The organism is Flavobacterium succinicans LMG 10402 (genome assembly GCF_000611675.1).
Classification (GTDB): domain Bacteria; phylum Bacteroidota; class Bacteroidia; order Flavobacteriales; family Flavobacteriaceae; genus Flavobacterium; species Flavobacterium succinicans.
Window position 1 is genome coordinate 74,865 of sequence record NZ_JATV01000005.1, and the last position, 25,590, is coordinate 100,454.

General features: G+C 34.1%; 22 protein-coding genes. 7 read left to right on the forward strand and 15 right to left on the reverse strand.

The window, feature by feature from the left end:
* Positions 1-61 precede the first annotated feature (61 nt).
* Positions 62-802, forward strand: a complete 741-nt coding sequence (locus AO58_RS0105900; protein WP_024980817.1) for an acyl-[acyl-carrier-protein] thioesterase — start codon at positions 62-64, stop codon at positions 800-802.
* A 35-nt stretch (positions 803-837) separates the two neighbouring features.
* Here AO58_RS0105900 and AO58_RS0105905 read toward each other — a convergent pair whose 3' ends face one another.
* The 13 genes from AO58_RS0105905 to AO58_RS0105965 all read right to left on the reverse strand — a co-directional run bounded on the left by AO58_RS0105905 (position 838) and on the right by AO58_RS0105965 (position 13,614).
* Entirely contained in the window at positions 838-1,554 is a 717-nt protein-coding gene (locus AO58_RS0105905; RefSeq protein WP_024980818.1) for a response regulator transcription factor, read from the reverse strand.
* A 3-nt stretch (positions 1,555-1,557) separates the two neighbouring features.
* Entirely contained in the window at positions 1,558-3,141 is a 1,584-nt protein-coding gene (locus AO58_RS0105910) for a sensor histidine kinase (protein WP_024980819.1), read from the reverse strand.
* A 79-nt stretch (positions 3,142-3,220) separates the two neighbouring features.
* Complete coding sequence (coaE, locus tag AO58_RS16985; RefSeq protein WP_035717415.1) at positions 3,221-3,796, reverse strand: dephospho-CoA kinase; 576 nt, start codon at positions 3,794-3,796, stop codon at positions 3,221-3,223.
* Positions 3,797-4,801, reverse strand: coding sequence for a glycosyltransferase family 2 protein (locus AO58_RS0105920; RefSeq protein ID WP_024980820.1), 1,005 nt, complete (start codon positions 4,799-4,801; stop codon positions 3,797-3,799).
* A 57-nt stretch (positions 4,802-4,858) separates the two neighbouring features.
* Complete coding sequence (locus tag AO58_RS0105925) at positions 4,859-5,665, reverse strand: enoyl-ACP reductase FabI (RefSeq protein WP_024980821.1); 807 nt, start codon at positions 5,663-5,665, stop codon at positions 4,859-4,861.
* An 85-nt stretch (positions 5,666-5,750) separates the two neighbouring features.
* Positions 5,751-6,941 carry an enoyl-ACP reductase FabV gene (gene fabV / locus AO58_RS0105930; RefSeq protein WP_024980822.1) on the reverse strand — a complete coding sequence of 397 codons (1,191 nt, stop codon included), beginning with the start codon at positions 6,939-6,941 and terminating at the stop codon, positions 5,751-5,753.
* A gap of 93 nt (positions 6,942-7,034) precedes the next feature.
* Entirely contained in the window at positions 7,035-8,687 is a 1,653-nt protein-coding gene (gene recN / locus AO58_RS0105935; protein ID WP_024980823.1) for a DNA repair protein RecN, read from the reverse strand.
* A 53-nt stretch (positions 8,688-8,740) separates the two neighbouring features.
* Positions 8,741-9,631 (reverse strand): type IX secretion system protein PorD, encoded by an 891-nt coding sequence (porD, locus tag AO58_RS0105940; RefSeq protein WP_024980824.1) that lies wholly within the window; start codon positions 9,629-9,631, stop codon positions 8,741-8,743.
* A 61-nt stretch (positions 9,632-9,692) separates the two neighbouring features.
* The gene (coaBC, locus tag AO58_RS0105945; RefSeq protein ID WP_024980825.1) at positions 9,693-10,934 is read right to left on the reverse strand and encodes a bifunctional phosphopantothenoylcysteine decarboxylase/phosphopantothenate--cysteine ligase CoaBC; all 1,242 of its coding nucleotides are present in this window, start codon (positions 10,932-10,934) and stop codon (positions 9,693-9,695) included.
* An 8-nt stretch (positions 10,935-10,942) separates the two neighbouring features.
* Positions 10,943-11,260, reverse strand: a complete 318-nt coding sequence (locus tag AO58_RS0105950) for a DNA-directed RNA polymerase subunit omega (protein WP_024980826.1) — start codon at positions 11,258-11,260, stop codon at positions 10,943-10,945.
* Between the two features lie 9 nt (positions 11,261-11,269).
* Positions 11,270-12,064 carry an outer membrane protein assembly factor BamD gene (locus AO58_RS0105955; protein ID WP_024980827.1) on the reverse strand — a complete coding sequence of 265 codons (795 nt, stop codon included), beginning with the start codon at positions 12,062-12,064 and terminating at the stop codon, positions 11,270-11,272.
* Between the two features lie 138 nt (positions 12,065-12,202).
* Positions 12,203-13,078: a 4-hydroxy-tetrahydrodipicolinate synthase gene (gene dapA, locus AO58_RS0105960; RefSeq protein WP_024980828.1), complete on the reverse strand. Its 876-nt coding sequence runs from the start codon at positions 13,076-13,078 to the stop codon at positions 12,203-12,205.
* A gap of 17 nt (positions 13,079-13,095) precedes the next feature.
* Complete coding sequence (locus AO58_RS0105965; protein ID WP_024980829.1) at positions 13,096-13,614, reverse strand: DUF6913 domain-containing protein; 519 nt, start codon at positions 13,612-13,614, stop codon at positions 13,096-13,098.
* A gap of 47 nt (positions 13,615-13,661) precedes the next feature.
* Here AO58_RS0105965 and AO58_RS0105970 point away from each other — a divergent pair, with 47 nt between their 5' ends.
* The 5 genes from AO58_RS0105970 to AO58_RS0105990 all read left to right on the forward strand — a co-directional run bounded on the left by AO58_RS0105970 (position 13,662) and on the right by AO58_RS0105990 (position 19,545).
* Positions 13,662-14,441, forward strand: a complete 780-nt coding sequence (locus AO58_RS0105970) for a 5'-nucleotidase C-terminal domain-containing protein (RefSeq protein ID WP_024980830.1) — start codon at positions 13,662-13,664, stop codon at positions 14,439-14,441.
* A gap of 27 nt (positions 14,442-14,468) precedes the next feature.
* Complete coding sequence (locus AO58_RS0105975; protein WP_024980831.1) at positions 14,469-15,389, forward strand: bifunctional metallophosphatase/5'-nucleotidase; 921 nt, start codon at positions 14,469-14,471, stop codon at positions 15,387-15,389.
* A 257-nt stretch (positions 15,390-15,646) separates the two neighbouring features.
* A complete protein-coding gene (locus AO58_RS0105980; protein WP_024980832.1) occupies positions 15,647-16,936 on the forward strand; it encodes a DEAD/DEAH box helicase in 1,290 nt (429 codons plus the stop codon).
* A 346-nt stretch (positions 16,937-17,282) separates the two neighbouring features.
* Positions 17,283-18,410, forward strand: coding sequence for a hypothetical protein (locus tag AO58_RS0105985; RefSeq protein ID WP_024980833.1), 1,128 nt, complete (start codon positions 17,283-17,285; stop codon positions 18,408-18,410).
* Positions 18,411-18,666: 256 nt separating this feature from the next.
* Positions 18,667-19,545: a glycosyltransferase family 2 protein gene (locus tag AO58_RS0105990; protein WP_074917676.1), complete on the forward strand. Its 879-nt coding sequence runs from the start codon at positions 18,667-18,669 to the stop codon at positions 19,543-19,545.
* A gap of 441 nt (positions 19,546-19,986) precedes the next feature.
* On the opposite strand, the gene AO58_RS0105995 is transcribed toward AO58_RS0105990, so the two are convergent.
* Positions 19,987-20,685: a pseudouridine synthase gene (locus AO58_RS0105995; RefSeq protein ID WP_024980835.1), complete on the reverse strand. Its 699-nt coding sequence runs from the start codon at positions 20,683-20,685 to the stop codon at positions 19,987-19,989.
* 129 nt (positions 20,686-20,814) lie between these two features.
* On the reverse strand, positions 20,815-22,350 hold the full coding sequence (locus tag AO58_RS0106000) for a YifB family Mg chelatase-like AAA ATPase (RefSeq protein ID WP_024980836.1): 1,536 nt from the start codon (positions 22,348-22,350) through the stop codon (positions 20,815-20,817).
* A gap of 221 nt (positions 22,351-22,571) precedes the next feature.
* Between AO58_RS0106000 and AO58_RS0106005 the strand changes: the two genes are divergently transcribed.
* Positions 22,572-25,571 carry an amidohydrolase family protein gene (locus AO58_RS0106005; protein ID WP_024980837.1) on the forward strand — a complete coding sequence of 1,000 codons (3,000 nt, stop codon included), beginning with the start codon at positions 22,572-22,574 and terminating at the stop codon, positions 25,569-25,571.
* The last annotated feature ends 19 nt before the right edge of the window (positions 25,572-25,590 follow it).

The following is a 25,590-nucleotide window of genomic DNA, read 5'->3' on the forward strand; positions in this document are numbered from 1 at the left end:
CCGAATGTTTTGCTCCTAATTTTTACGAATACACTTTGTTTACCTCTTAAAACTTTTTTGAATGCCTATATCCCCAAATTTCTCTTCGATCTTGTCTAAAGACTGGGAGATCAATTTTACACAATGTGCGCCTAATGGCTTTTTGAAATATACGGAATTATGCAATTTGTTGCAATTGACTGCGGCGGCACACTCAGAATTGGGTGGTATTAGTTTTGCCGACATGCAGGAGTTTCACCAAGCGTGGGTCTTGAGCAGAATGCGAGTTGAAATTGAGTCTTTACCTAAATGGGGAGACACGGTAACGGTGAGTACTTGGATAAATTCTCTCGAAAATTCGCGTTCCGTACGGGCTTTAGAAGTACATGTTAACGGAAAAAAAATTGTAGGATCAGAAACGTTTTGGGCGGTTTTTAATACTCAAAAGCGTCGACCTGAAGCCTTGGCCTTGCCTTATGAACATTTTGAGCTGTATCCGGATAAAAAGGCCACAAAGGATAGTTTTTCAAAAATAGACATTCATCACGAAAAAGAGATTTTGTTTGAAAAAACGGTTTGTCTTTCAGATTTAGACATTGTAAACCATGTTAACAACGTAAAATATTTTGAATGGTGCCTTGATTTGGTGGACACTGAGCTTATTTTAAAACAAAGATTGGATAGTTTTGAGATGAATTTTTTGAAAGAATTATCACTGAAGGATTCGGTTCAAATTCACGAAAATAGCAAAGAGGAGGAAACTATTTTTTCTATTACCAAAGAGGACAAAACCTGCTTTGCGTTGCAATTACATTTTAAATAAAAAAAAAGCTTCGAAACATTTCGAAGCTTTTTTTGTTATGCTGTAGTGTTACTTTTTACTACTAGTCTAAATCCTTCACCGTGGATGTTTAAAATTTCAACATCTTCGTCTGGTTTTAGGTATTTTCTTAATTTGGCGATGTACACGTCCATACTTCTTGAAGTAAAGTAGTTATCATCTCTCCAGATTTTGGTCAAGGCTAATTCTCTTGGCATCAAATCATTTTCATGCAGAATTAACATCTTAAGTAATTCATTCTCTTTTGGTGATAATTTCACCGGCTCTTCATCTTGAAAAGTCAAAAATCTCAATTTTGAATTCAAGTGGAATTTACCAATATTGAATTCAAATTGAATCTGATCTGTTTTCACTTCAGAAGATTTTCTTTGAATGATGGCTTTAATTTTCATTAACAACACTTCTGAGTCAAAAGGTTTGTTAAGGTAATCATCGGCACCTGCTTTGTAACCTTTCATCACATCTTCTTTCATCGTTTTTGCGGTTAAGAATATGATTGGCACTTCGCTGTTTTTTTCACGGATTTCTTTGGCAAGTGTGTATCCGTCTTTGTATGGCATCATTACGTCTAAAATACAAAGATCGTAACTATCTTTTTTAAACTTCTCAAAACCTTCCATTCCATTTTTAGCTAAAACAACCTCAAAGTCATTTAGCATTAAATAGTCTTTTAAAACAGCTCCAAAATTCAAATCGTCTTCTACAAGTAGAATTTTTTTATTTACATTTTCCATTTGCTAATTTATTAGTGGTATTTTTATTATAAAGGTACTCCCTTTTCCTTTTTCACTTTCTACGTATACTTGACCGTTATGGTCTTCTACTATTTGTTTTACATAGGCTAATCCAAGACCGTGCCCTTTTACATTGTGCAAATCGCCCGTATGCTCTCGATAAAATTTTTCAAATACTCTTTTTTGAGCGGCTTTGCTCATCCCAAGACCATTATCTTTAATTTTTATTAAAAGCATGTCCTTGATGTTTTCGGTATAAACATCAATTTTAGGTGGCCCTTGGGTGTATTTGATCGCGTTTTCTAAAATATTCACAATTACATTGGTGAAATGAAAATCATTTAATAAAACCGTAGTTCTATTGGCACCAAAATGCAATTTCAAACTTCCTTCTCTGTCTTCCAAAATCAAATTAACATGTTCGATAGCATCCTCAATGATTTCTTCTGCATTAGTGGACTCTTTAATAATATCCAACTCCTTTTTTTCTAATTTCGAAATTCGAAGTACGTTTTCTACTTGAGCATGCATTCGCTTGTTTTCTTCCCGAATCATTCCAAGGTACTTAAACACTTTTTCTTTGTCATCAATAATCTTTGGATTCCGAATTGCATCTAAAGCTAAATTTATCGTAGCAATAGGTGTTTTAAATTCATGTGTCATATTATTGATGAAATCGGTTTTGATCTCTGAAATTTGTCTTTGACGAATCAATTGATTCAAAGCCGATGTATAAGCAATCAAAATAATCAACGTAAAAATGACCGATAAAACGGTAATACTTACCAACTCTGACAATAAAAACTTCTTTTTATTCGGGAACGTTACCAATAACTTATACTTCTCTGTTCCTTCATTATCGGTGAAAATCGGCGTTGTATACGTTGCATTTTTCTCGTAGGTAAAATTCTCAGATCGAATTTTGGTTGCTAATCCATTACTATACACCCCAAATTCAAAATGAGTATTAACCCCATTTGCTTCCAATTCTTTTTTAATCAATTTAGTAAGAACGTCATTCGATACTCGTTCATGTATCGGCAAAGCGGCAGCAAAATCTTTATAGGTAATTTCTAATTGGGCATTATCTAAAATTGCTAAACTACCTGACTTTTCAATTTTCACATCAGGTATTAAACTTTTTTGATAGTCGTAATCATCAATACCATTGTTATTATAAATCTCCGTCTTTCGCTTGGAATTAAAACTTTTAAATTTTAAATCATCTTTTTCACCTGAAGAAAAAGTTGGATTAATATTATAGTCTTCAGAAATAATACTATTGGAATACACAATAGTTTTATTGGTTTTTTTATTCTTTTGAACTAGGGTGAATTCCAAAATATCTTCACGTTGAGGAATCTTACCTGTACTATCTTTTAGTTTATTAATGTTGTTGTAGAAATTATAAGCTTCTTGCTTTTCGAGTTTTTCGGCTACATTTCCAATTACTTGTTTGACATGAAATTTAAATTGCTCATCGTTATTGTTAAAGGAAGAGTTAAACCAATACACTTGAACAAGAATAATCCCAATTAGGGACAAACTCATTAACAATACCAATAATCTAAAAAACATTCTATTCATGCCACAAAATTAACATTTTAACAATATAATAAATAATGCATTAACCAAATATTAACAATTAATCCTCAAATTGTTGTTTCTATAAAATATTAAGAATTTTAACAACTTGCTTTTCTGTATTAACAAGGGAGTCATTATTAATTACAAATTGACTTTTTTCGAGGCGTTGTTCATCCGTCCATTGCGCCTTCATCCGTTGAATAATTTGTTCTTTGGAAGCAGCATCCCTTTGCATAACTCTTTGAATTCTAACAGATTCAGAAGCAATAACAGTAATTACAGCATGACATTTTGTATCGCCACCACTTTCAAATAAAATGGCCGATTCATAAATTACATAGTCAAAATTTTGATGATTTTCTAGCCAAGAAGCAAAGTGTCTGGCCACTGCGGGATGTACAATAGCATTTAACTGTTGTAATTTATCTTTGTCTGAAAAAACAAGAGAAGCTAATTTTTTACGATCAAGAACACCATTTTCAAATATAGTTTGTCCAAACGCTTTTTGAATGGCTAATAGAATACTAGGGTCTTTCATGACCTCTTTCCCAGCTTCGTCAGCAATATAAACAGGTAAACCATGCGCTTTAAAAATAGTCGCTACAGTTGTTTTACCGCTTCCAATACCACCTGTTAAGCCAATAATTTTGGTCATTTAAAGTTTAAAAAAAAGTTCAGGAAAAGCCTCCTGCGGTTTTTGTTTCAACACAATGATTTTTAAATACGAAAGCAAAAAACCTGTACCATAGCCCCAAAACTGTTTCCAAACGGCTACTACAGACAAATATCCAATTTTAATGTTTTTGTTTTGAATAGAAGAGGTAATAAAAAGTACTAGAAAATAAACAAAGTACAATTGCAGTAAAAAATCAAAATGTTGACTGAACAAATACAAAAACACTGATAGTAAAAAGCCTAGTATAAATAGACTTGGAAAAAAGAAGGTCAATTTATTGTATTTAGGATACCAGCTGTTTAAAATTGGTCTTGCTTTTCCAAATTTATTAACTTGGATTGAAAATTTTTCCCAATCTATTCGACGTTTATGATACACGTAAGCCGAAGGAATCAATTTAGTATCAAAACCTAATTCCCATAAACGAATCGATAAGTCGGGATCTTCACCAGGATGAATATCACCAAATCCTTTAGATAATTCAAAAGCCTTGCGCGACAATCCCATATTAAAACTTCTTGGCTGGAATTTTCCAATTTTTTCAGAACCGCCACGAATACCACCGGTAGTTAAAAAAGAAGTCATGGCAAAATTGATTGCTTTTTGAATGTCCGAAAAACTATCTAATGCTTTATCCGGCCCACCAAAACAATCTACATAGTGCTCTTGCAATGAATTAGACACTTCCTGTAAATAGTTCGAAGGAATAATACAATCCGAATCAAAAATGATAAAATAATTTCCTCTTGCTTTTTGCATACCAAAATTCCTAGAATCACCAGGCCCTGAATTGGGTTTAAAGTAGTAAGAAATATTCAATGAAGTAGCATATTTTTCGAGAACTTCCTGACATCGAATTGTTGAACCATCTTCTACAATAACAATTTCATAAACGTCTGGGTACTCCATTTTAGTTAAACTCATTAAAAGTTCATCAATTTCATCAGGACGATTATAAACCGGGATTATTAACGAAAAAAACATATAAAAAAAGTGGTATTAAACTTGTTGTTACTTTAAAAAGGGATGCAAAGATACTATTTATTCAAACATTTCCATTATTTCTTGACTGACTCCTACATTAGAAAATCCGCCATCGTGCATTAAATTTTGCAGCGTAACTTTTCGGGTAAGATCAGAAAAAAGTGTGACAGTATAATTAGCACAATCCAACGCAGAAGCATTGCCTAAAGGAGCCATTTTTTCAGCATAGTTGATAAAACCATTAAAACCTTTTACTCCATGCCCCGCTTTGGTTGCTGTGGGAGATTGCGAAATGGTATTGACTCTAACTTTGGACTTCTTTCCAAAAAAATAGCCAAAACTACGCGCTATAGACTCTAAAAAAGCTTTATTGTCTGCCATGTCATTATAGTCAGGAAAAACGCGCTGAGCTGCCATATACGACAAAGCTACGATACTCCCCCACTCATTCATGGCGTCTTTATGGTACAAAACCTGTAACACTTTATGAAAAGAAACAGCCGAAACATCCCAACCTTTTTGAGTAAAGTCATAATTCTGTTGCGTGTAATGATTGCCTTTACGCACATTGACAGACATACCGATAGAATGTAACACAAAGTCAATCTTTCCCCCTAAATGTATCATTGCTTGCTCTACTAAATTTTCCAAATCAGCTACCGATGTAGCATCAGCAGGAACAACTAGCGCTCCGGTTTTTTTCGCTAAAGCATCTATTGAACCCATTCTAATAGAAGCAGGCGCATTACTTAATACAAAAACACCACCTTCTTCATGGACTCTCTCAGCGGTTTTCCAGGCAATAGAATTTTCATCTAAAGCCCCAAAAATAATACCTCTTTTTCCTTTCAATAAATTGTACATATCTTGTGATTTTTTTCCAACAAAAAACACCTTATTTGATTTTACATTACATAAAACAAATAAGGTGTTACTCTTTTTTTATCAATTAAACGATACTTGAAACATTTACCATTTCGTTAGTATCCGCTTTATAATCTACTTGATCAAACTCGAAGCCAAAAAGATTATAAAAATCATGACGGTATCCTTCAAGATCACCAATTTCAGCAAGGTTCTCAGTAGTAGCCTGAGGCCATAATTCAGCAATTAAGGCTTGAACATCTTCACGCATTTCCCAATCGTCAATACGAATACGTCCTTTGTCATCTGTAGCAATTGCGTTTCCAGTAAACAAACGCTCGCTATACAAACGCTGTATTTGTTCAATACAACCCTCATGAATTCCTTTTTCTTTCATGATTTTGTACAACAAAGAAATATATAAAGGAATCACTGGAATAGCTGAACTCGCTTGTGTTACTAGGGCTTTATTTACAGAGACAAAAGCTTGTCCGTTGATTTCTTTTAAACTATCGGCAATAGTAAAAGCAGTAGCTTCTAGATGATCTTTTGCACGACCAATCGTTCCTTTTCTATACACAGCTTCCGTTAATGAAGGTCCTATGTAAGAATATGCTACTGTCATTGCACCATCAGCTAATAAATTTTCAGCTTTTAAGGCCTCAATCCACATACTCCAATCCTCTCCACCCATCACAGCTACAGTGTTTTCGATATCATCACCCTCACAAGGTTGAATCGAAATTTCAGATACATTTCCTGTATGAAAATCAACGGTTTTATTTGAATATACCCCGCCAATTGGTTTTAATGTAGAACGATGCAACACGCCAGTTACTGGATGTTGACGCACTGGAGAAGCCAAACTATACACCACTAAATCTACTTGACCTAAATCCTTTTTGATTAAATCTAAGGTTTGTTGTTTTACTTCATTTGAAAAGGCATCACCGTTAATACTTTTGGCATACAAACCCGCTTTATGTGCTTCTTTTTCAAAGGCGGCCGAATTGTACCATCCTGGCGATGCGGTTTTACCTTCTGCTGATGGTTTTTCAAAAAACACACCAATGGTAGCTGCATCAGATCCAAAAGCACTCGAAATTCTAGACGCTAATCCAAAACCTGTAGAAGCTCCGATAACCAACACTTTTTTTGCTCCTGCAATTGGTCCTTTTGATTTGATGTATTCTATTTGATTTTTTACGTTTTGTTCGCATCCTTCTGGGTGTGATGTCAAACAAATAAATCCTCTCATTCTTGGTTCAATAATCATAGTATTGGATTTTCTTTTTAAAAATATAAAAAGCTATTAATAAAATTTTGAATTGAAATTGCTTTTATTGATCGGCAAATATAGCCCATTTTTTTAGTTGAGCAAGGCTTTGGCGTGATTTAAAGCGGATTCAGAAATGGAGGCTCCCGAAAGCATTTGTGCAATCTCTACCACTCGTTCTTCTTCCGTTAGTAATCGTAATTCGGAGGTAGTTCCTTCTCCAACCGTAGTTTTGAGTACTTTAAAATGAGAATCCCCTTTTGCTGCAATTTGTGGCAAGTGTGTGATAGCAAAAACCTGCATCGAAGCACTCATTTGCTTCATAATTTCACCCATTCGAATAGCGATTTCACCAGAAACACCAGTGTCAATTTCATCAAAAATCAAGGTAGGCATTTTGGAATACTGTGCTAAAATTGCTTTTACAGCCAACATAATTCTGGACATTTCACCGCCTGAAGCCACTTTTTTAAGCAACCCGAAATCACCTCCTTTATTGGCCGAAAATAAAAATTGCAATTCATCTTTTCCATTGGCAAAATAAGTAGCACCAAAACTCAAATCAATATTAAAACGAACGTTTGGCATACCTAATTTATCTAGAATAAAAGTAAGCTTCTCTGTTAATATTGGTATAGAATCCATTCTTTTTTCATGAATCGCTGTAGCCAATACATCAAGCTCTTCTTCGTTTTTAGCAATAGTAGCTTTTAGCGATTCCATTTCAGACTCTAAATTACTAATTGACAACAAAGATTGATCTAATTGCTCTTGAATAGCCAATAGTTCAGCTACAGAATTGACTTGATGTTTTTTTTGTAAGTTATAAATCAACTGCAGTTTTTGATTGGTGTACTCCAATTTCTCAGGATCATTCAAAAGCTGCTCCGACTGTTGATCCAATTCGCTACTTATATCATCAAACTCAATAATCACACTATTGATTCGCTCTAGCAATTCTTGATATTTGATCCCAAAAGGTGCAACGCGTTGTAACGAAGATTTTATTTCTTTTAAGTGATGTAAAACCCCGATTTCTTCTTCATTAGCAATCAACAAGCATTTGTCTATTGCTTCCTTTATCACTTCTACGTTATTTAATCGTTCAAAATCCTCTTCCAATAGTTCTTGTTCTCCATTGACCAACTTGGCTGATAATAATTCTTCTAACAAAAAAGTATGGTATTCTTGCTCTTTGATCGACTCTCCCTGTTTTTTCTGCAATGAAGCCAATTGCGATTTACTAGATCGAAACACTTTCATCACCTCTTGATAGCTCACAAGTTCTGATTTATTATTTGCAATGGCATCTATAATTGCAAACTGCACTCCTTCTTCAGATAATTCTTGGGTTTGTTGCTGGGAATGTATATCGATCAAAAACAAACTCAATTCTTGTAATTCTTGAAGATTAACCGGACTATCATTGATAAAAGCACGTGATTTTCCAGAAGGTAAAATCTCTCTACGAATGATGGTTTCAGGCTCATAATCTAAATCATGAGCCTCAAAAAAAGGCTTAAGATTATATTTTGATATCTCAAAATGAGCTTCAATCACACATTTTTCGTTGGCATTTTTCAAAGAGGACAAGTCGGCTCTCTTTCCTAACACCAATCCTAAAGCGCCTAAAATAATAGATTTACCGGCACCAGTTTCTCCTGTTATGATAGAAAAACCAGAAGTAAAATTAATAGTTAATTGATCAATTAAAGCGAAATTCTTTATAGAAAGTGAAATTATCATTACAATAGGTTTTGAATACAGCTATTAATATAAGGCAAATATAAAGGAAAAAATTAGTACTTAATTTGCCCCCATTTAGTAGCATTCATTGGGGAAATTTTATTTAAAGTTTCTAACAAATCTGAAACAGTGATACTTGGACCACCTGAAAATATAGAAGCAATTTCATCCGCCTTTGCATCAAAGAAAACACGTGTCAAAAAAGCATTTGGACGAGTTTGATGGACTTTAGACAGATTTAAAATAGAAGTCTTTACTTTTTCTTTAGACAATTTCAAATCTGAACTCATTCCATCTAAACCTTGGTGATATTCAATTAACGCTTGACGATATGCTGCAAAAGTGGGTGATAGTAAATCATTAATCAGAAAAAAACGATTCTGCGTACCATCGGACTGACTCCATCCTTTGTAGCTACCTTGTTGAGCTACGTTTAAAATATTTTGTGCCGTCTCAAGATAGGAATTCCCACCAAAAGACTTAAACGTATCCATATTTAAACCCAAAATAATATAACTGTAATAGGCCAACACCGATACTAAATTAGAGTCGAAAACATTAGGATTATACACTAAGTTTTCAAACTCCACATACTTAAAATTAAAGTCTTTATCGTTATAATTAAATATTGGAGAACTATAAGTTGAATTAAATACCAAACGAGAAGACTGTACTTGTATTGTGCCTGAGAACTGATCAGAAGAAACCGCTGATAACGTAATAAACATAGAGCATTTTATCTTTTCATTTTGCTTTAATTCCTGACCAGTCCAATCGGTTTTGTTTACAAATTCATTGAGTGCAATTTCTAAATTCTTTATCAATTGCTGATTGGTATTGGTTACTTTTTGCGCATTGATTACAACTGAACAATTTAATTGCTGAGCATACAAAAAACTAGCATTGAATAGCACTAAAAAAAAGAAGCATAAAGATCTGTACATAATCAAGAGAATTTGTAAATTAAAACGACCAAAAAAACAAAAAAGTATATCTTTAGTAATGCTATTTCACTACTAAGTGTTCGCAAACCATCTTCATTATATCTTCTGCTACTGCAACTTTAGATTTTAATTCCATTGGAGTTATAGTACTATTTTTATCAATAAAGGTAACCTTATTCGTGGATTTACCAAAACCAGCTCCTGCATCTTGCAAAGAATTCAACACAATCAAATCAAGATTTTTCTTTTGAATTTTGAGCTTGGCATTTTCAATTTCATTTTCAGTTTCTAACGCGAAACCTACTAAAAATTGTTGTTGCTTAATACCTCCTAAAGCCGCAAGAATATCTTGTGTTTTTTCAAGTTCTAAAACAAATTGATCTGTGTTCTTTTTAATTTTTTGAGTTGCTACATTTTTAGGTCGATAATCTGCCACAGCTGCCGCTGCGATGGCAACATCAACAGTAGGAAAAATTTCCATGCAAGCATCGTACATTTCTTTTGCCGAAACGATTGGAAAAAGGCGTATGGAATCATATTCCGTTTGACAATGCGTAGGCCCAGCAACCAAAAAAACTTGAGCCCCTAAAGCAGCTGCTCTGTTCGCAATATCAAAACCCATTTTTCCTGAAGAATGATTACCTATAAAACGAACTGGATCAATAGCTTCATAAGTTGGTCCAGCGGTAATTAAAATTGATTTTCCACGCAAGGGTAACTGCTTTTCAATATCTTTTTCGATAAAAGTAAGAATGTTTTCAGGTTCAGCCATACGACCTTCACCAGAAAGTCCACTAGCTAACTCGCCACTTTCTGCTGGAATCATGATATTCCCATAAGATTGTAACTTTTGAAAACTCTGAAGTGTCGAAGGATGCTTGTACATATCCAAATCCATTGCTGGCGCAAAATATACAGGGCATTTAGAGGAAAGATAAACAGCAAGCAACAGATTATCACAAGTGCCATTGGCCATTTTTGACAAAGTGTTGGCCGTTGCTGGTGCGATAACCATTATATCGCCCCAAAGTCCAAGATCAACATGATTGTTCCATAACTCTTTGGCTTCTGGATTATGATCAACAGTATCGGCTACTTCTTTATCATAAAAAGTAGAATATACTGGGTTTTTGGATAAAGCGGATAATGTTAATGGGGTTACAAAATCCTTAGAAGCAGGTGTCATGACCACTTGGACTTGAGCACCTGCTTTTATAAATAGACGTACTAACGAGGCGGTTTTATAGGCAGCAATTCCACCAGAAACACCTAGTAAAACCTTTTTGCCTTTTAAAACAGACATCAGTACTATTATTTGTTTGTATCTCTGTGGTAAATTTTACCGTCTAACCATTCTTGTACGGCTAATGCGTGAGGTTTAGGTAATTTTTCATAAAATTTAGAAACTTCAATTTGTTCTTTATTTTCAAAAACTTCCTCAAGACTGTCATTATAAGTAGCAAATTCTTCAAGCTTTTCTGTCAATTCTTTTTTAATTTCAGAATTGATTTGGTTCGCTCTTTTAGCCATAATGGTTATTGCTTCATATACATTACCAGTAGGTTCTTCAATTACAGTTTTATTGTAGGTAATTGTATTTACTGGAGCATTCGTCTTCTTTAAATCCATGACTTTATTTTATTTAGTAAATTTTTGTAACTCGTTTTCAATTTTAGCCAACATTTCATCAGCTTTTTCTTTATATTCTGTATCGGCTTTATAGCGTATCAAAGTAGCATGAGCCAATTTAGCTGCTTGCAATCTTTCTTCCATTTTTTGCGAAATACTATTGATTGCTAGGTTATATGCCGAATCTAATTTATAATATAAAGCTTTCTCTTTATAGGTAGTACCTGGATAATCAGCAATAAAATTATCTAATGAAATCAATGCTGATTTGTAATCCATAATTTTATTATATCCAATAGCATTTTCATAAACCTTCTTTTCGATCTTTTCGTTTAGCGTACGCATCGTTGCATTAGCTTCTTTTAAATACTCCGAATTCGGATAATTATCTATGAAATTCTGCAACTTTTCAATGGCTTTAAAAGTATCCACTTGATCCAAACTGTACACTGGAGAAAGCATAGAGTAACATTTTGCCCCTAAAAAAGAAGCTTCTTGCACTTTCTCACTTCTAGGATAATTAGAAGCAAAACTTTCAAACTGATACCCAGCTAATACATATTGTTTGGTTTTGTAATAGGCTTGAGCATACATATAAAACATTTTCTCGGCCTGTGGCTTTCCACGATACGCTGGTGCAATTTGTTCAAAAAGTCGGATAGATTTAGAATATTTACCTGCATCATATAGCTTCTCAGCTAACTCATATTTCACTCCAACATCCTCGGTTTTTAAAGCTTTTTGATATTCTCCGCAAGAACCCAAAACTAGAGCAAGAATTAACAATGCAACTATTTTCTTCATTTAATTTTCTTTTTATTACAATTTAACACCAAATAGTTAAAAATCAAACACAACTTTGGCTGGCAAATTTAGTTATTAATTTAGCGACTACAAAATATATTTTTATTTAAAAAAAAGCTTACTTTTTAAAGTGCCTTTTTAAAACTTTTTTATAAAATCATGAATTCTTTTTGAAAGATTCTCATCAACCGAAACTAATGGAAGACGTACCACATTCTCTGCAATAGCAAATGCTTTAAAAACTTCTTTAATTCCTGCAGGATTACCTTGTTCAAAAATCATATCAATACTATCTGCTAATTTATAGTGTAAATCAAACGCAGCATCTACTTTTTTATTTAAACCAAGACGAATCATTTCTGAAAATTCTTTAGGAAAACCTTGCCCAATTACTGAAATCACTCCTGCTCCACCTGCTAAAACCATCGGCAAGGCGATCATATCGTCACCGGAAATCACCAAAAAATCTTTCGGTTTGTGTTGAATAATTTTCATAGCCTGAACCAAATCACCAGCGGCTTCCTTTATACCTATAATATTAGGGAAATCAAAAGCCAATCTCAGTACTGTTGAAGGCAACATATTGCTTGATGTTCTGCCTGGTACATTGTACAATACAACTGGGACAGGAGAAGCTTCAGCTATAGCTTTAAAATGCTGATAAATTCCTTCTTGGGTTGGTTTATTATAATATGGAGAAACCGACAGTATTGCCTGAAATGCAGATAAATCTCTAGTCTTTAATTCCTCAACTATTTGCAATGTATTGTTCCCTCCTACCCCTAAAACCAAAGGCAACCTGCCGTTGTTTGCGGTAACTATGGTTTCGATAACTAATTCTTTTTCTTGAGCGCTTAAGGTCGCGTTTTCAGCTGTGGTTCCCATAACCACTAAGTATTCAATTCCATTTTCAATAGAATAGTTTACTATAGTATTTAAAGCCTCAATATCAACGGAAAAATCTGACTTAAAAGGCGTGACTAAAGCAACACCGGTGCCTAATAATGCTTGCATAATGAAAATAAATGGTATTAGTTTGTATTAATTTGTTTCAAAACTCGAACAAATTCTTGCACGAATTGATTGTAATTGTTTGCATTTGTATTGATCATTAGATCATTCAACCTTTGGTTTGCGGCGTAAAAACCAACTTTAAACCGAGCTTTTGACTGATAAGTAATCCACTCGAGCAATCCATTGCTAGTTTCGTAGTAACTTAATAGGACATCAAAAGGATTTTGAACAAACTCATTGACACATTTCTCTTGAATTTTCATGTCGAAACTAACACTATTCCAACCAAAAACTGGATATTGACGTACTGACTTCAAATCTTTTGAGTTATTAAAAGCCAACACAGCAATGTTGTCACCATGAAATCCTTTCTCAATTAAGGCATTTATCAAAGCACTAGTTTCAGTAAAAAAAACCTCATCCACCAATATGCCAATCGTTTGCACCTTTTGTTCTACAGTAAATCCTCCTGATTTTAACAAGCTATTTTTTAACTTCTTTTTTAAGTAAAAATCTTTAAGATAATTGAAAAACATACTACTTTTACGGTGGCACAAAATTAATTAATAAAGTCACATTATACATGGTAAAACTAAAAAACTATATTCGAATTTTTAAACTTTTTGTTATATCCTTAACATTTTTTTCAATATTTTCATGCGCTTCAAAAACTTATCAAGTAACAAAGATTGAAGGCAAAAGAGTGTCTGTTACTAATGCTTTATCCCCTACTGAAAGTATTGAAAACTACATTAAACCGTACCGCGAAAATATTGACAAAGATTTGAACACCGTTTTAGCCTATTGTCCTGAAACACTAGACAAAAGTAGCGGCAAATGGCAAACTACAATTGGTAATTTAATGGCAGATGCTTGTGTGGATCGAGGCAATATTATCCTAGAGGCAAGAGAAAATAAAAAAATAGATATTTGTTTATTGAATCACGGTGGTATTCGAGCCGCATTGCCAAAAGGAAACGTTACTACAAGAACTGCCTTTCAAATTATGCCTTTTGAAAATAGTTTGGTAGTCATTACTTTAAAAGGAGAAACCGTACAAGAATTGATTCAATATTTTATCAAAACAAAAAAGCCACAACCCTTGTCGGGACTTACTTTTACCATAGACAAAAACGAGCAAGCCAAAGACATCAAGATAAATGGAATCCCTTTTGATCTTTCAAAAGAATATCAGGTAGCTACTAACGATTATCTTGCAAGCGGAGGTGACGAGATGAGTTTTTTCAAGAAAGGCATCAAAACTTACGATTTGAATTACAAACTACGCAATGTGTTAATTGATTATTTTAAAATGATAAAAACTATACCGGTTTTAAAAGACACTCGAATTACAGAAGAATAACTATCAGTTGTATCAAAAAAATAAATTATGAAAAGAAGAGATTTTATTCAAAAAACTGCTGCTAGTTCTGCTTTATTAGCCTTACCAAGCTTGCCATTATTAAGTTTTTCAAAACCTGATATAAAAAAAATCACCATACTACATACCAACGATGTACACAGTCATATCGATCCATTTCCAGCTGATGATCCTAGAAATGCTAATATGGGTGGTGTTTCAAGAAGAGCAGCTTTAATTGATTCAATCCGAAAAGAAAATCCTAATGTCTTGTTATTAGATGCTGGCGACGTTTTTCAAGGTACTCCTTACTTCAATTATTATGGAGGTGAATTAGAATTGAAATTAATGAGCATGATGCAGTACGATTTGGCTACTTTAGGCAATCATGATTTTGACAATGGATTAGAAGGGTTTTATGCCCAAATGCATCATGCTAAATTCGATTTTATTTCTGCTAATTATGATTTTAAAAATACTATTTTAAACTCACACATCAAACCTTATAAAATATTCCACAAAGATGGGATAAAAATTGGCGTTTTTGGTTTAGGAATTGAACTTCAAGGTCTAGTGGACAAAAAAAATTACAAAGAAACAGTGTACTTAGATCCAGTTGAAATCGCACAAGATATGACACGTATTCTTAAACATGAACAAAAATGCGACTTGGTAATTTGCTTATCACATCTAGGTTACGATTACAGAAAAGGTGCTGATGATGCTAAAATTTCAGATATAAAATTAGCTCAAAAAACTCAAGATATTGATTTGATCATTGGTGGACACACTCATACTTTCTTAGAAAAGCCAACCATTGTTAAGAATGCCATTGGCAATGAAGTATTAGTCAATCAAGTGGGCGCTTATGGTATCCACCTTGGACGCATTGACTTTTATTTTGATTCCAATAAACAAAATACCGCTAAAGGAAGAGCGATCGTTGTTTAACGATAGCTACAAATCAATTAAAATTCAACAAAGAAATACCTGTTATTGGGTATTTCTTTGTTTTAGAAAACCACCTCAACCAAACCTCACCATCTATACTTTTATATTGAATACCTCAGCAATATAAGAGACCAACACAAGTAGAAACATCTCTAAACAGTTAAAATGCAAGAGCTTTTCAAATTAAATCAAAAGTCATAACAGACAACTTTAAAGAAGTGATCTAAAAAATAGAATTTACTTCAACAACACACCATATGTCATTTAACTCATTAGGTCTATCTGATGCTTTATTAAAAGCCATCAGCAAAAAAGGATACACTACCCCATCGCCAATTCAACAAAAAGCTATTCCTCCAGTTTTAGAAGGCAAAGACGTATTAGCATCTGCACAAACAGGAACAGGAAAAACTGCGGGTTTTACGTTACCCATCTTACAATTATTATCTCAAGGCCAACACTTGCGACACCGCCCCATTAGGGCTTTAATATTAACTCCAACTCGAGAATTGGCAGCTCAAATTCTTTCCAACATCAAAGAATACAGTGAGTTTTTAGATTTACGAAGTGCAGTTATCTTTGGAGGTGTCAATCAAAATCCTCAAGTTAGTCAATTGCGTCAGGGTGTGGATATTTTAGTAGCAACTCCAGGACGTTTAATTGATTTACAAAATCAAGGCCTAATATCACTTTCCAAAGTAGAAATTTTAGTTTTGGATGAAGCAGACCGCATGCTCGACATGGGTTTCTTGCGAGATATTGAACGTATTTTAAAGATACTTCCTGTAAAAAGACAAAACCTAATGTTCTCGGCAACCTTCTCCAAAGACATTAAGAAATTGGCTATGGGTATTTTGCACCACCCTGTTCAGGTCGAAGCTACTCCAGAAAACACAACAGTAGAAGCGATCATTCAAAAAGTATTTCCAACTGCAAAAGAAAAGAAAACTGAATTGATTATTAAACTTATTTCCGAAGGCAACTGGAAGCAGGTTCTAGTCTTTACCCGAACTAAACAAGGCGCCAACAAGCTCACCGAAAGCATGATTAGTGCTGGTATTAAAGCTGCTGCTATCCATGGCAATAAAGGGCAAGGAGCTAGAACCAAAGCCTTAGCGGGTTTCAAAAACGGAAGTCTAACCGCTTTAGTTGCTACAGATATTGCAGCTCGTGGTTTGGACATCCCCTTGTTACCTCATGTTGTTAATTTTGAATTACCTAACATTCCCGAAGATTACGTGCACCGTATTGGTAGAACTGGACGCGCTGGAGCCAATGGCGAAGCGATTTCTTTATTTAGTCCTGACGAAACTGTTTTCTTACGAGATATCGAGAAATTGATTGGCATCAAACTGCCCAAAGAAAACATTAAAGGTTTTGAACCCGATCCCAATGCCTCTACCGAGCCCATCAAACAAGGACAAGGAAGACAACAGCGCCACTCTACTCCAAAAAAACCAAAAACAGATACTCCAAACAGAAGTAGTTCTACTAGTTTTGGTACGAGACGTCCTTCTCAAAATAATGACAGACGTTCTAATAGATAAGTAATTGATATTTTTCTTAGGAGCAGAAGGATTTCGTTTTTTGAAGAAAGCCTCCTCCCGCTATACTCTACAATCCTTGTGAGGGCTAAACGCAAGCCCTCACAAGGATTTTCGTTACTATCGGGGCAGTAAAGAAACCCAAAACCTTTGGTTGGAAGTATAACCCGAAAAGAAACAGTTTTTATCTATTTTTGTAAGTAAATTTTGTTATATTTGAAAAAACAAAGAGATTTTTTTTTGCTTAGTTACCCCGGTTGTTGGTGAGTAGTTGAAAAATTGTTTCGCTTATATACGAGTTATGCGACAGCCAAAAAAAACAGCCGAACTTAAAGATAACATTTAAAAAATGAACGAACATCTGAAAGAGTTACTAACTCCAGAAAACGTATTATCATATTCCAATGCCTGTTACAAAGTTTGTGAGATTCTTATAGAATTAAAAGATGAAAATTATAAAAGATTAATAATACCTAGCAGAGGTGCTTATCCTTTTTATAATGGAGCATTAACTTCGATAAACTTTCTAACAGATTCAAGAAGTGAAAGAATGAATTTTAATCTTCATTTCGACTTATGGTTATTACCATACACATCAGATTGGGGTCAAGCTGATATAAAAACAAACTCTAAAGCAGTTAGAAAATTTTGGTCAAAAATTCTTGCTGATTCTATTAGAAAAGAATCTACTCCTTACACCTTTTTTTACAATAAATTGGTTGACTTAATAGGTAGTAGATTAACAATCAATACAACAGATTTAAAAGTTGACAAGTATTATAAGAATAACAATATTGATAATGAAAAATTCATTTTCATAGATACTGCAATATCTGGAAAAGCAATTTGTGATATTATTGAATCTTTCTACGAATTTAATTTGACAGATTTTTTCATAATTATGATTACTGATTGTGATGGAAATAAATTAAAACCTGAATACAAAAAAATCATTGAAAAAGAAAAACAATTAAATAGATTAATTCAAATAAACGTTAAAAACATTTACTCTGAAGATGCTAGTCCTTTATTAAACACTGGTATATCGAGTATTGTTTTTCCTTCACTAATAGAAAGAGCTTACAACGAAATCGATGAGTTTAAAAAAAATCAATTTGTAGGTGCTGGTTTGTGGTTTATCGATTCAGTTTCTCATTTAAAAGAACTAAATCCAAAAATTAATGGAGTTAGAGGAATATTAGCTACATTAAATTACAGAGGTTTATCAAATATTTTTGGAAAAGAAGATATTTGGTTTGAAGAATCTACAAAAGATGAAGTTGAAAATATGATTAAAAGATTAGGCAATTTTAATTTGTTAGACGGAAGTTCAACTAAAGAACTCATTTACGATAGAATATCATCAAGGAAAACAAAATTTGAAGAAGATGTTGACGTTTCTAGTTCTCATATAATTAGGATTAATTTACATCAAGACATAATTACGGAATTGATTAAACCAATTAAATACAAATAAACTACACATAAATGATTTACTAATACAACAAATTATAAACTGGAAAATAAAAACTAATGTGGCCGTCGCATAACAAGCGTTTGGTAAGATTGCGAATTTTGTAGTAAATACACGTTTATTTCTCGCAAGAAATTTTATCTTTGATAGAAAATAATCGGTTCCGAAGTTCGCAACCTCGCCAAGCGCCGGAACGTTGGCAGTAATCTTACCAAAAAACAGGAGAATTCAAAAATAACTAATTACACAGAATTCATTTATGACAATGATAAGTCGGTTGGGATTTAAACCAAACAAAATAAAAAATATTAAATCAGAAATACTGAAATCAACAAATGAAATTACAATCGTAATTCCAGTTAAGAATAATCAAAAAGGAATTGAATTATTTTTAGAAGAATTTTTAAAAACTCAAAAAATAGAAAATTATCCTAATGAGATAATAATAGTTGACAATAATTCTGAACCAAGTTTAAAAATCGAAAAAAATAATTATCCTTTTTCTCTGAAAATTTTAAGTTGCACTAAAATTGGACCTGCAAGCGCAAGAAATTTTGGAGTTAAAAACTCAAGAACAGAATGGATACTTTTTACTGATAGCGATTGTATTCCAACTGAAAATTTATTAATAGGATATTTGAAAAAACAAAATAATTCGGTTGGATACGCTGGAAATATTATTTCTGAAAGTAGCGATTTAATTTCAAAGTATTATGAAAATCAAGAAATACTTATTCCACCAGAAGTTTATGAAAAAGGAAAAGAACCAAGACCAGATTATTTAGTAACAGCAAATTGTTTGGTTTGGAAAAAAGCGTTTGAAATCGTTGGAGGTTTTAATGAAGAAATTAAAATTGCAGGGGGTGAAGATATTGATTTAGGATTTAAACTTTTAAATATCGGTCAGCTTTCATATGCTTTAGAAAGTATTTCAAAACATAATTTTGGAGGTGGAATAAAAGATTTTAAAGAACGATTTATTCGTTATGGATTTGGAAACAAAATTATAAGCGAAATATATAATTTAGATTTAGAACCAAAATTATTTAAACCAAATAAAAAAACTTTAGCGAATTATTTTTTAGCGTATTTACAATATAAGTGGTTAAAAAAAGGATATAAAAAGAAAATTAGTTAAACAAAAAAGACTACTGCCAACAGTTAGGGTTTCGTTGCGGCTGCAAGCCGAACAATGAAACCCGTGTTGAACGGAACCGCTCTACTTCCATGATACTATGGGTTTATCGAAAAAATTTTATAGAGAATACAAGAGGCAACTGCGCCTCTTTTTTTTGGAGAGTAGGTTTTCATTGGTTTTTCTAGTGTTTTCCTTCACTTTTAGACATACAACCCTAACGCGCGGATTTAAAAAAAAGTCTCTCAATAATACGATAGCCAGGATTTGCACACGAACGAAGTGAACTGACGAAGTAATCCCTGCCCACATAGTATAACAACAAACTCAAAGTAAAGGCAAAGTCTCAAGAATAGATCAAAAATTCTAAAATGGTAACTCAGTTTCTCTTAATTCTTCAAATAGTAGTTTTACAAGACAATAACATTTTATAGTATTAATTAATCATTCATACTTTTTCAAATCTAGAGTAAGAATAGCCCCTACTCTACTAAACTCTTCATTAATCTTTGCATTCAAGATGAGTTGCTCATTGGTTATGGGATGATTAAAAATTAACTGATGCGCATGCAACATCATTCCTTTGAGGTCATAATTTTCTAACCATAACTTATTTTGTTTGTTACATCCATGTGGCCGACTTCCTAAAATGGGATGAAAAATATGTTTGAAATGTTTTCGCAATTGATGCATGCGTCCTGTTTCAGGAATCGCTTCTACCAAACAATATCGCGAGGTGGGTTTATTGTTAAATGCTAACGCAACTTCGGCATTTTGCAAACGATGAAAATAGGTTATTGCAGTTTGTTTAACCTCATCATCATTTATTAAATCATAATCTATGGTAAGCTCCTCGGGCGACCAACCCCGTAAAATGGCCAAATATTTTTTTTCGACTTCGCGTGTAGCAAAACGATCATTCATAATTTTCAAAACCTCTTTATCCAATGCAAACAACAAAACCCCAGAAGTTTTGCGATCCAACCGATGAATAGGATACACATGTTGCCCTCCTATTTGATTTCTCAATTCTTGAATAGCATAGACTTTTGCATCGCGTGCATAAAATGATTTGTGGACCAACAACCCACTTGGCTTATTAATGGCTATAATAAATTCGTCTCGATAAAGAATTTCTAACATTTGGCAAAAGTAAAAGAGATTACTATTGAAATCTCTTTTACACCTTATTTATTTCTAAGCCTTTCTCGTATTTTCAAGAGCCCACAAATCTGCCATCAAAAATCGTTAATCAAAAATCTTAAATCCATTTTAACCCAACCACCCATCTCTATCCAAACTTCTATATTGTATCGCTTCGGCTATATGCGAAGCCATTACATTGGGAGACGCTTCAAGGTCAGCAATAGTTCTAGAAACTTTCAAAATTCTATCATAAGCTCGTGCCGAGAGATTCAAACGCTCCATGGCCGTTTTCAACAACTCTTTTGACGCAGCATCCAAAGCACAAAACTCCCGAATATGCTTCGTGTTCATTTGAGCGTTATAATGAATGTTTTCTAACGATGCAAAACGTTGACTTTGCAATTCTCTAGCAGCCGTAACTCGTTGTCTAATATCCACACTACTCTCAGCTTTTCTGTCATCCGACAATTTCTCAAAAGGAACAGGAGTTACTTCAATATGAATATCAATTCTATCCAAAAGCGGTCCGGAAATTTTACTCAAATAGCGTTGCATTTCATGTGGAGAAGACGTTTGAGGAGCACTAGGGTCATTAAAAAATCCACTCGGACTTGGATTCATACTCGCTACCAACATAAACGAGGAAGGATAAGTCACTGTAAACTTTGCTCTAGAAATCGTTACTTCCCTATCTTCCAAAGGCTGACGCATCACTTCTAAAACATCTCTTTTAAACTCGGGCAATTCATCCAAAAACAACACCCCATTATGCGCCATCGAAATCTCACCGGGCTGCGGATAACTTCCCCCACCTACCAAAGCCACATTCGAAATAGTGTGATGCGGACTCCTAAAAGGCCTTTGATTCATTAGTCCCACTTCTTTCAATTTGCCTGCAACACTATGAATTTTAGTGGTCTCAAGTGCTTCTCTGAGTGTCATTGGAGGTAAAATACTAGGCAAGCGCTTCGCCAGCATCGTTTTTCCCGCTCCAGGAGGTCCAATCAAAATGATATTATGCCCGCCAGCAGCAGCGATTTCCATACAACGCTTAATACTTTCTTGCCCCTTCACATCCGAAAAATCAAATTCAGGAAAATCTAAGGTTTTATAAAATTCTGCTCTTGTATCAATTCTAGTGGGTTCAAGCGTTCCTTTTCCTTCCAAAAAATCAATAACTTCTTGTACATTTTCGACGCCATACACATCCAATCCTGCAACTATAGCAGCTTCTTTTACATTTTGCTTTGGCAGAAAAAAACCTTTAAAACCCTCTTCTTTGGCTTTTATAGCAATAGGCAATGCACCTTTAATAGGTTGTAAACTTCCATCCAAAGACAATTCACCCATAATGACATACTCGTCCAAAACAGCAGTAGAAATCTGAGTGGAAGCCACTAAAATACCCACCGCCAAGGTCAAATCGTAAGCAGAACCTTCTTTTCGTAAATCGGCCGGAGCCATATTAATCGTAATCTTTTTTCCGGGCAAGGCATACCCATTATTTTTGAGCGCTGCCGCAATGCGATAACTACTTTCTTTAATCGCATTATCTGGCAAACCCACCAAATGATAGCCTACCCCATTATCAATATTAACCTCTACAGTGATAGTTGTAGCTTCGACTCCAAAAACGGCACTTCCAAAAACTTTAACGAGCATATAAATAATCTTTTGAATAAAAGTAAAATAAAAATAGACACCACAACAGTAATAAACTTGTTAAATTTAAAAAGTATTCTCAAAAACTTAAAAAAATAAGCTACAAAAAAATAAAATTTTAGCATAAAATAGTATTCACCTATAAAACAGACGTTAAAATTTAAATAGCCCTTCCAAGTGTTATTAATTTTAGTATTTTTAAAAAAATTAACTAACCCATTATGAAAAAACTTATAATCCTACTCTTTTTTGGTGTTTTTGTAGCAAAAACACAAGCACAAGAGTACTTTCCGAATAACGAAAGTATTCCAAACAAAAACAATTATTACACTGCTTTTACCAACGCAAAAATCTATGTTACCCCTACTCAAGTCATTGAAAAAGGAACTTTACTCATTCAAAATGGTAAAGTAGTAGCATCAGGAAACTCAGTTGCTATCCCTAAAAACGCGATGATAATTGACGCTGAAGGAAAATCAATTTATCCTTCCTTCATCGATATGTATACTAGTTTTGGTGCTGAAAAACCAAAAAGAGCGGCATCTGGCGAAAGAGGTTCTTCTTATGACACCAAACGAGCAGGCTATTATTGGAACGAAAATATTCGCTCAGAGATCAACGCTTACGAAACTTTCGCTTACGACGAAACCAAAGCTGAAGAATTATTAAAGGCTGGGTTTGGCGTAGTAGGCACTCACATTCAAGATGGAATTGCCAGAGGAACTGGAGCCATAGTTGCTTTGAATAACAGCGATAAAACCAATCGAATTTTGAGCAACAAAGCCAGCCAACACTTTGGTTTTACTCGTAGTGTAACTACCAATCAGTCCTACCCTTCTTCTTTGATGGGAATGATGGCTTTGCTTCGCCAAATGTATCACGACAAAGAATGGTACAAAAATGGAAATGCAACAAACAAAGACTTATCCTTAGAAGCTTTGATTGCTAACGAAAAATTAGTTCAAATTTTTACAGCAGAAGACAAATTGAATAGTTTAAGAGCCTCAAAAATTGCAAAAGAATTTGGCTTAAATTATATCCTCAAAGGTGCTGGAAACGAATTTGAACGCATTCAAGAAATCAAAAAAACGAATGCTAGTTTTATCATCCCGATTAACTTCCCAGAAGCTTACGATGTTTCAAATCCGTTCAATGCGAACCAAATGGAGTTGGCCGACTTACGTTTTTGGAATCAAGCACCTAGCAACTTAAAAGTACTATCTGAAAACGGAATTACTTTCGCATTAACTACAGATAAATTAAAAAAGATAGAGGACTTTAGAGGGAATTTATTAAAAGCCATTCAATTTGGCTTTGACCCGACCAAAGCGTTAGAAGCTTTGACTACTACTCCAGCTGCTTTACTTGGAAAAAGCAATGAAATTGGAAGCTTAAAAACAGGAAGTTATGCCAACTTCATCATTACCTCTGGTGCTATTTTTGACGAAAAAACCATCGTTTTCGAAAACTGGGTACAAGGCAATAAATATGTGATTAACGATTGGACTGTAAAAGATATTCGTGGAGAGTACGATTTGACCGTAAGTAATGAAACCTATAAGTTAAAAATTGAAGGAGAAGTTGCCAAACCAAAATCAGATATTACAACCGCTGATAAAAAGAAAGTAAAATCGAATTTGACTTTTGCGAATCAATGGGTTACGCTATTAATCAAATCTAATGACGATGTAAAAACTAATTTTTCAAGATTAAATGGCTTGGTAGACACTACCGAAAACTTATCTGGAAAAGCCATTTTAAACAATGGCTCAGAAGTGACTTGGTATGCAAAAAAAACTGCGCCATTTAAGATTGTAAAAGACTCAAGCGCCGTTGAAAAACCATTCGCGGTTCAGCCTGTTACTTATCCAAACATTGCTTACGGAAATACTGAAATCCCAAAAGCACAAACGCTATTGTTCAAAAATGCAACGGTTTGGACCAACGAAAAAGAAGGAATTCTAGAACAAACCGACGTATTGGTTAAAAACGGTAAAATTGCTGCCATTGGAAAAAATCTTTCAGATGGTGGAGCTACTGTCATTGATGCCAAAGGAAAACACTTAACTAGCGGTATCATTGACGAACACTCTCACATTGCTATTTCGAATGGTGTAAATGAGGGCGGACACAACTCAAGTGCTGAAGTAACTATCGAAGACGTAGTTAACTCCGAAGACATTAATATTTACAGAGATTTAGCAGGTGGTGTTACTACATCACAATTACTACACGGTTCCGCTAACCCAATCGGTGGTCGCTCGGCAATCGTAAAATGGAAATGGGGAATGGAACCAGAAGAATTGTTATACAAAAACCAACCAAAATTCATCAAATTTGCCTTGGGTGAAAACGTAAAACAATCCAACTGGGGCAACGTAAATCCAACTCGTTTTCCTCAAACACGTATGGGAGTAGAACAAGTATTTACGGATTATTTCCAAAGAGCCAAAGAATACGACTTAGCTTGGAAAAAATTCAATGCAAGCGGCAAAAAAGACAAAGCAAAAGCACCAAGAACCGATTTGGAATTACAGACTTTAGCCGAAATTTTGAACAACAAACGATTCATAAGCTGTCATTCTTATGTACAATCAGAAATCTTGATGTTGATGAATGTGGCAGACAAAATGGGCTTCAAAGTTAACACCTATACCCACATTCTTGAAGGATACAAAGTGGCTGACAAAATGAAAGAACACGGTGTTGGAGCCTCAACTTTCTCTGACTGGTGGGCTTATAAATTCGAAGTAAACGATGCTATTCCACAAAACGGTCCGATTATGCATAACCACGGATTAGTAGTAGCCTACAATTCAGATGATGCAGAAATGTCAAGAAGATTGAACCAAGAAGCTGCAAAAGCAGTTAAATATGGTAATATTTCTGAGGAAGAGGCTTGGAAATTTGTGACTTTAAATCCTGCAAAATTATTACACATAGACGACAAAGTAGGAAGTATTAAAGTAGGTAAAGATGCCGATGTAGTACTTTGGAACAACAATCCTTTGTCTATTTATGCCAAAGCAGAAAAAACGTTAATCGAAGGTGTAGTATATTTTGACAGCCAAGTAGATGAAGCCAAAAGAGCTGCAAATGCTAAAGAAAGAGCTCAATTGATTGGTCAGTTATTGTTAGAAAAAAACAAAGGAATGGCCACACAAACTCCTAAAAAAACAATCAAACCTGAGTACGAATGCGATACAATGGAAGAATTGTAATCCAAACTAGTATGCACTA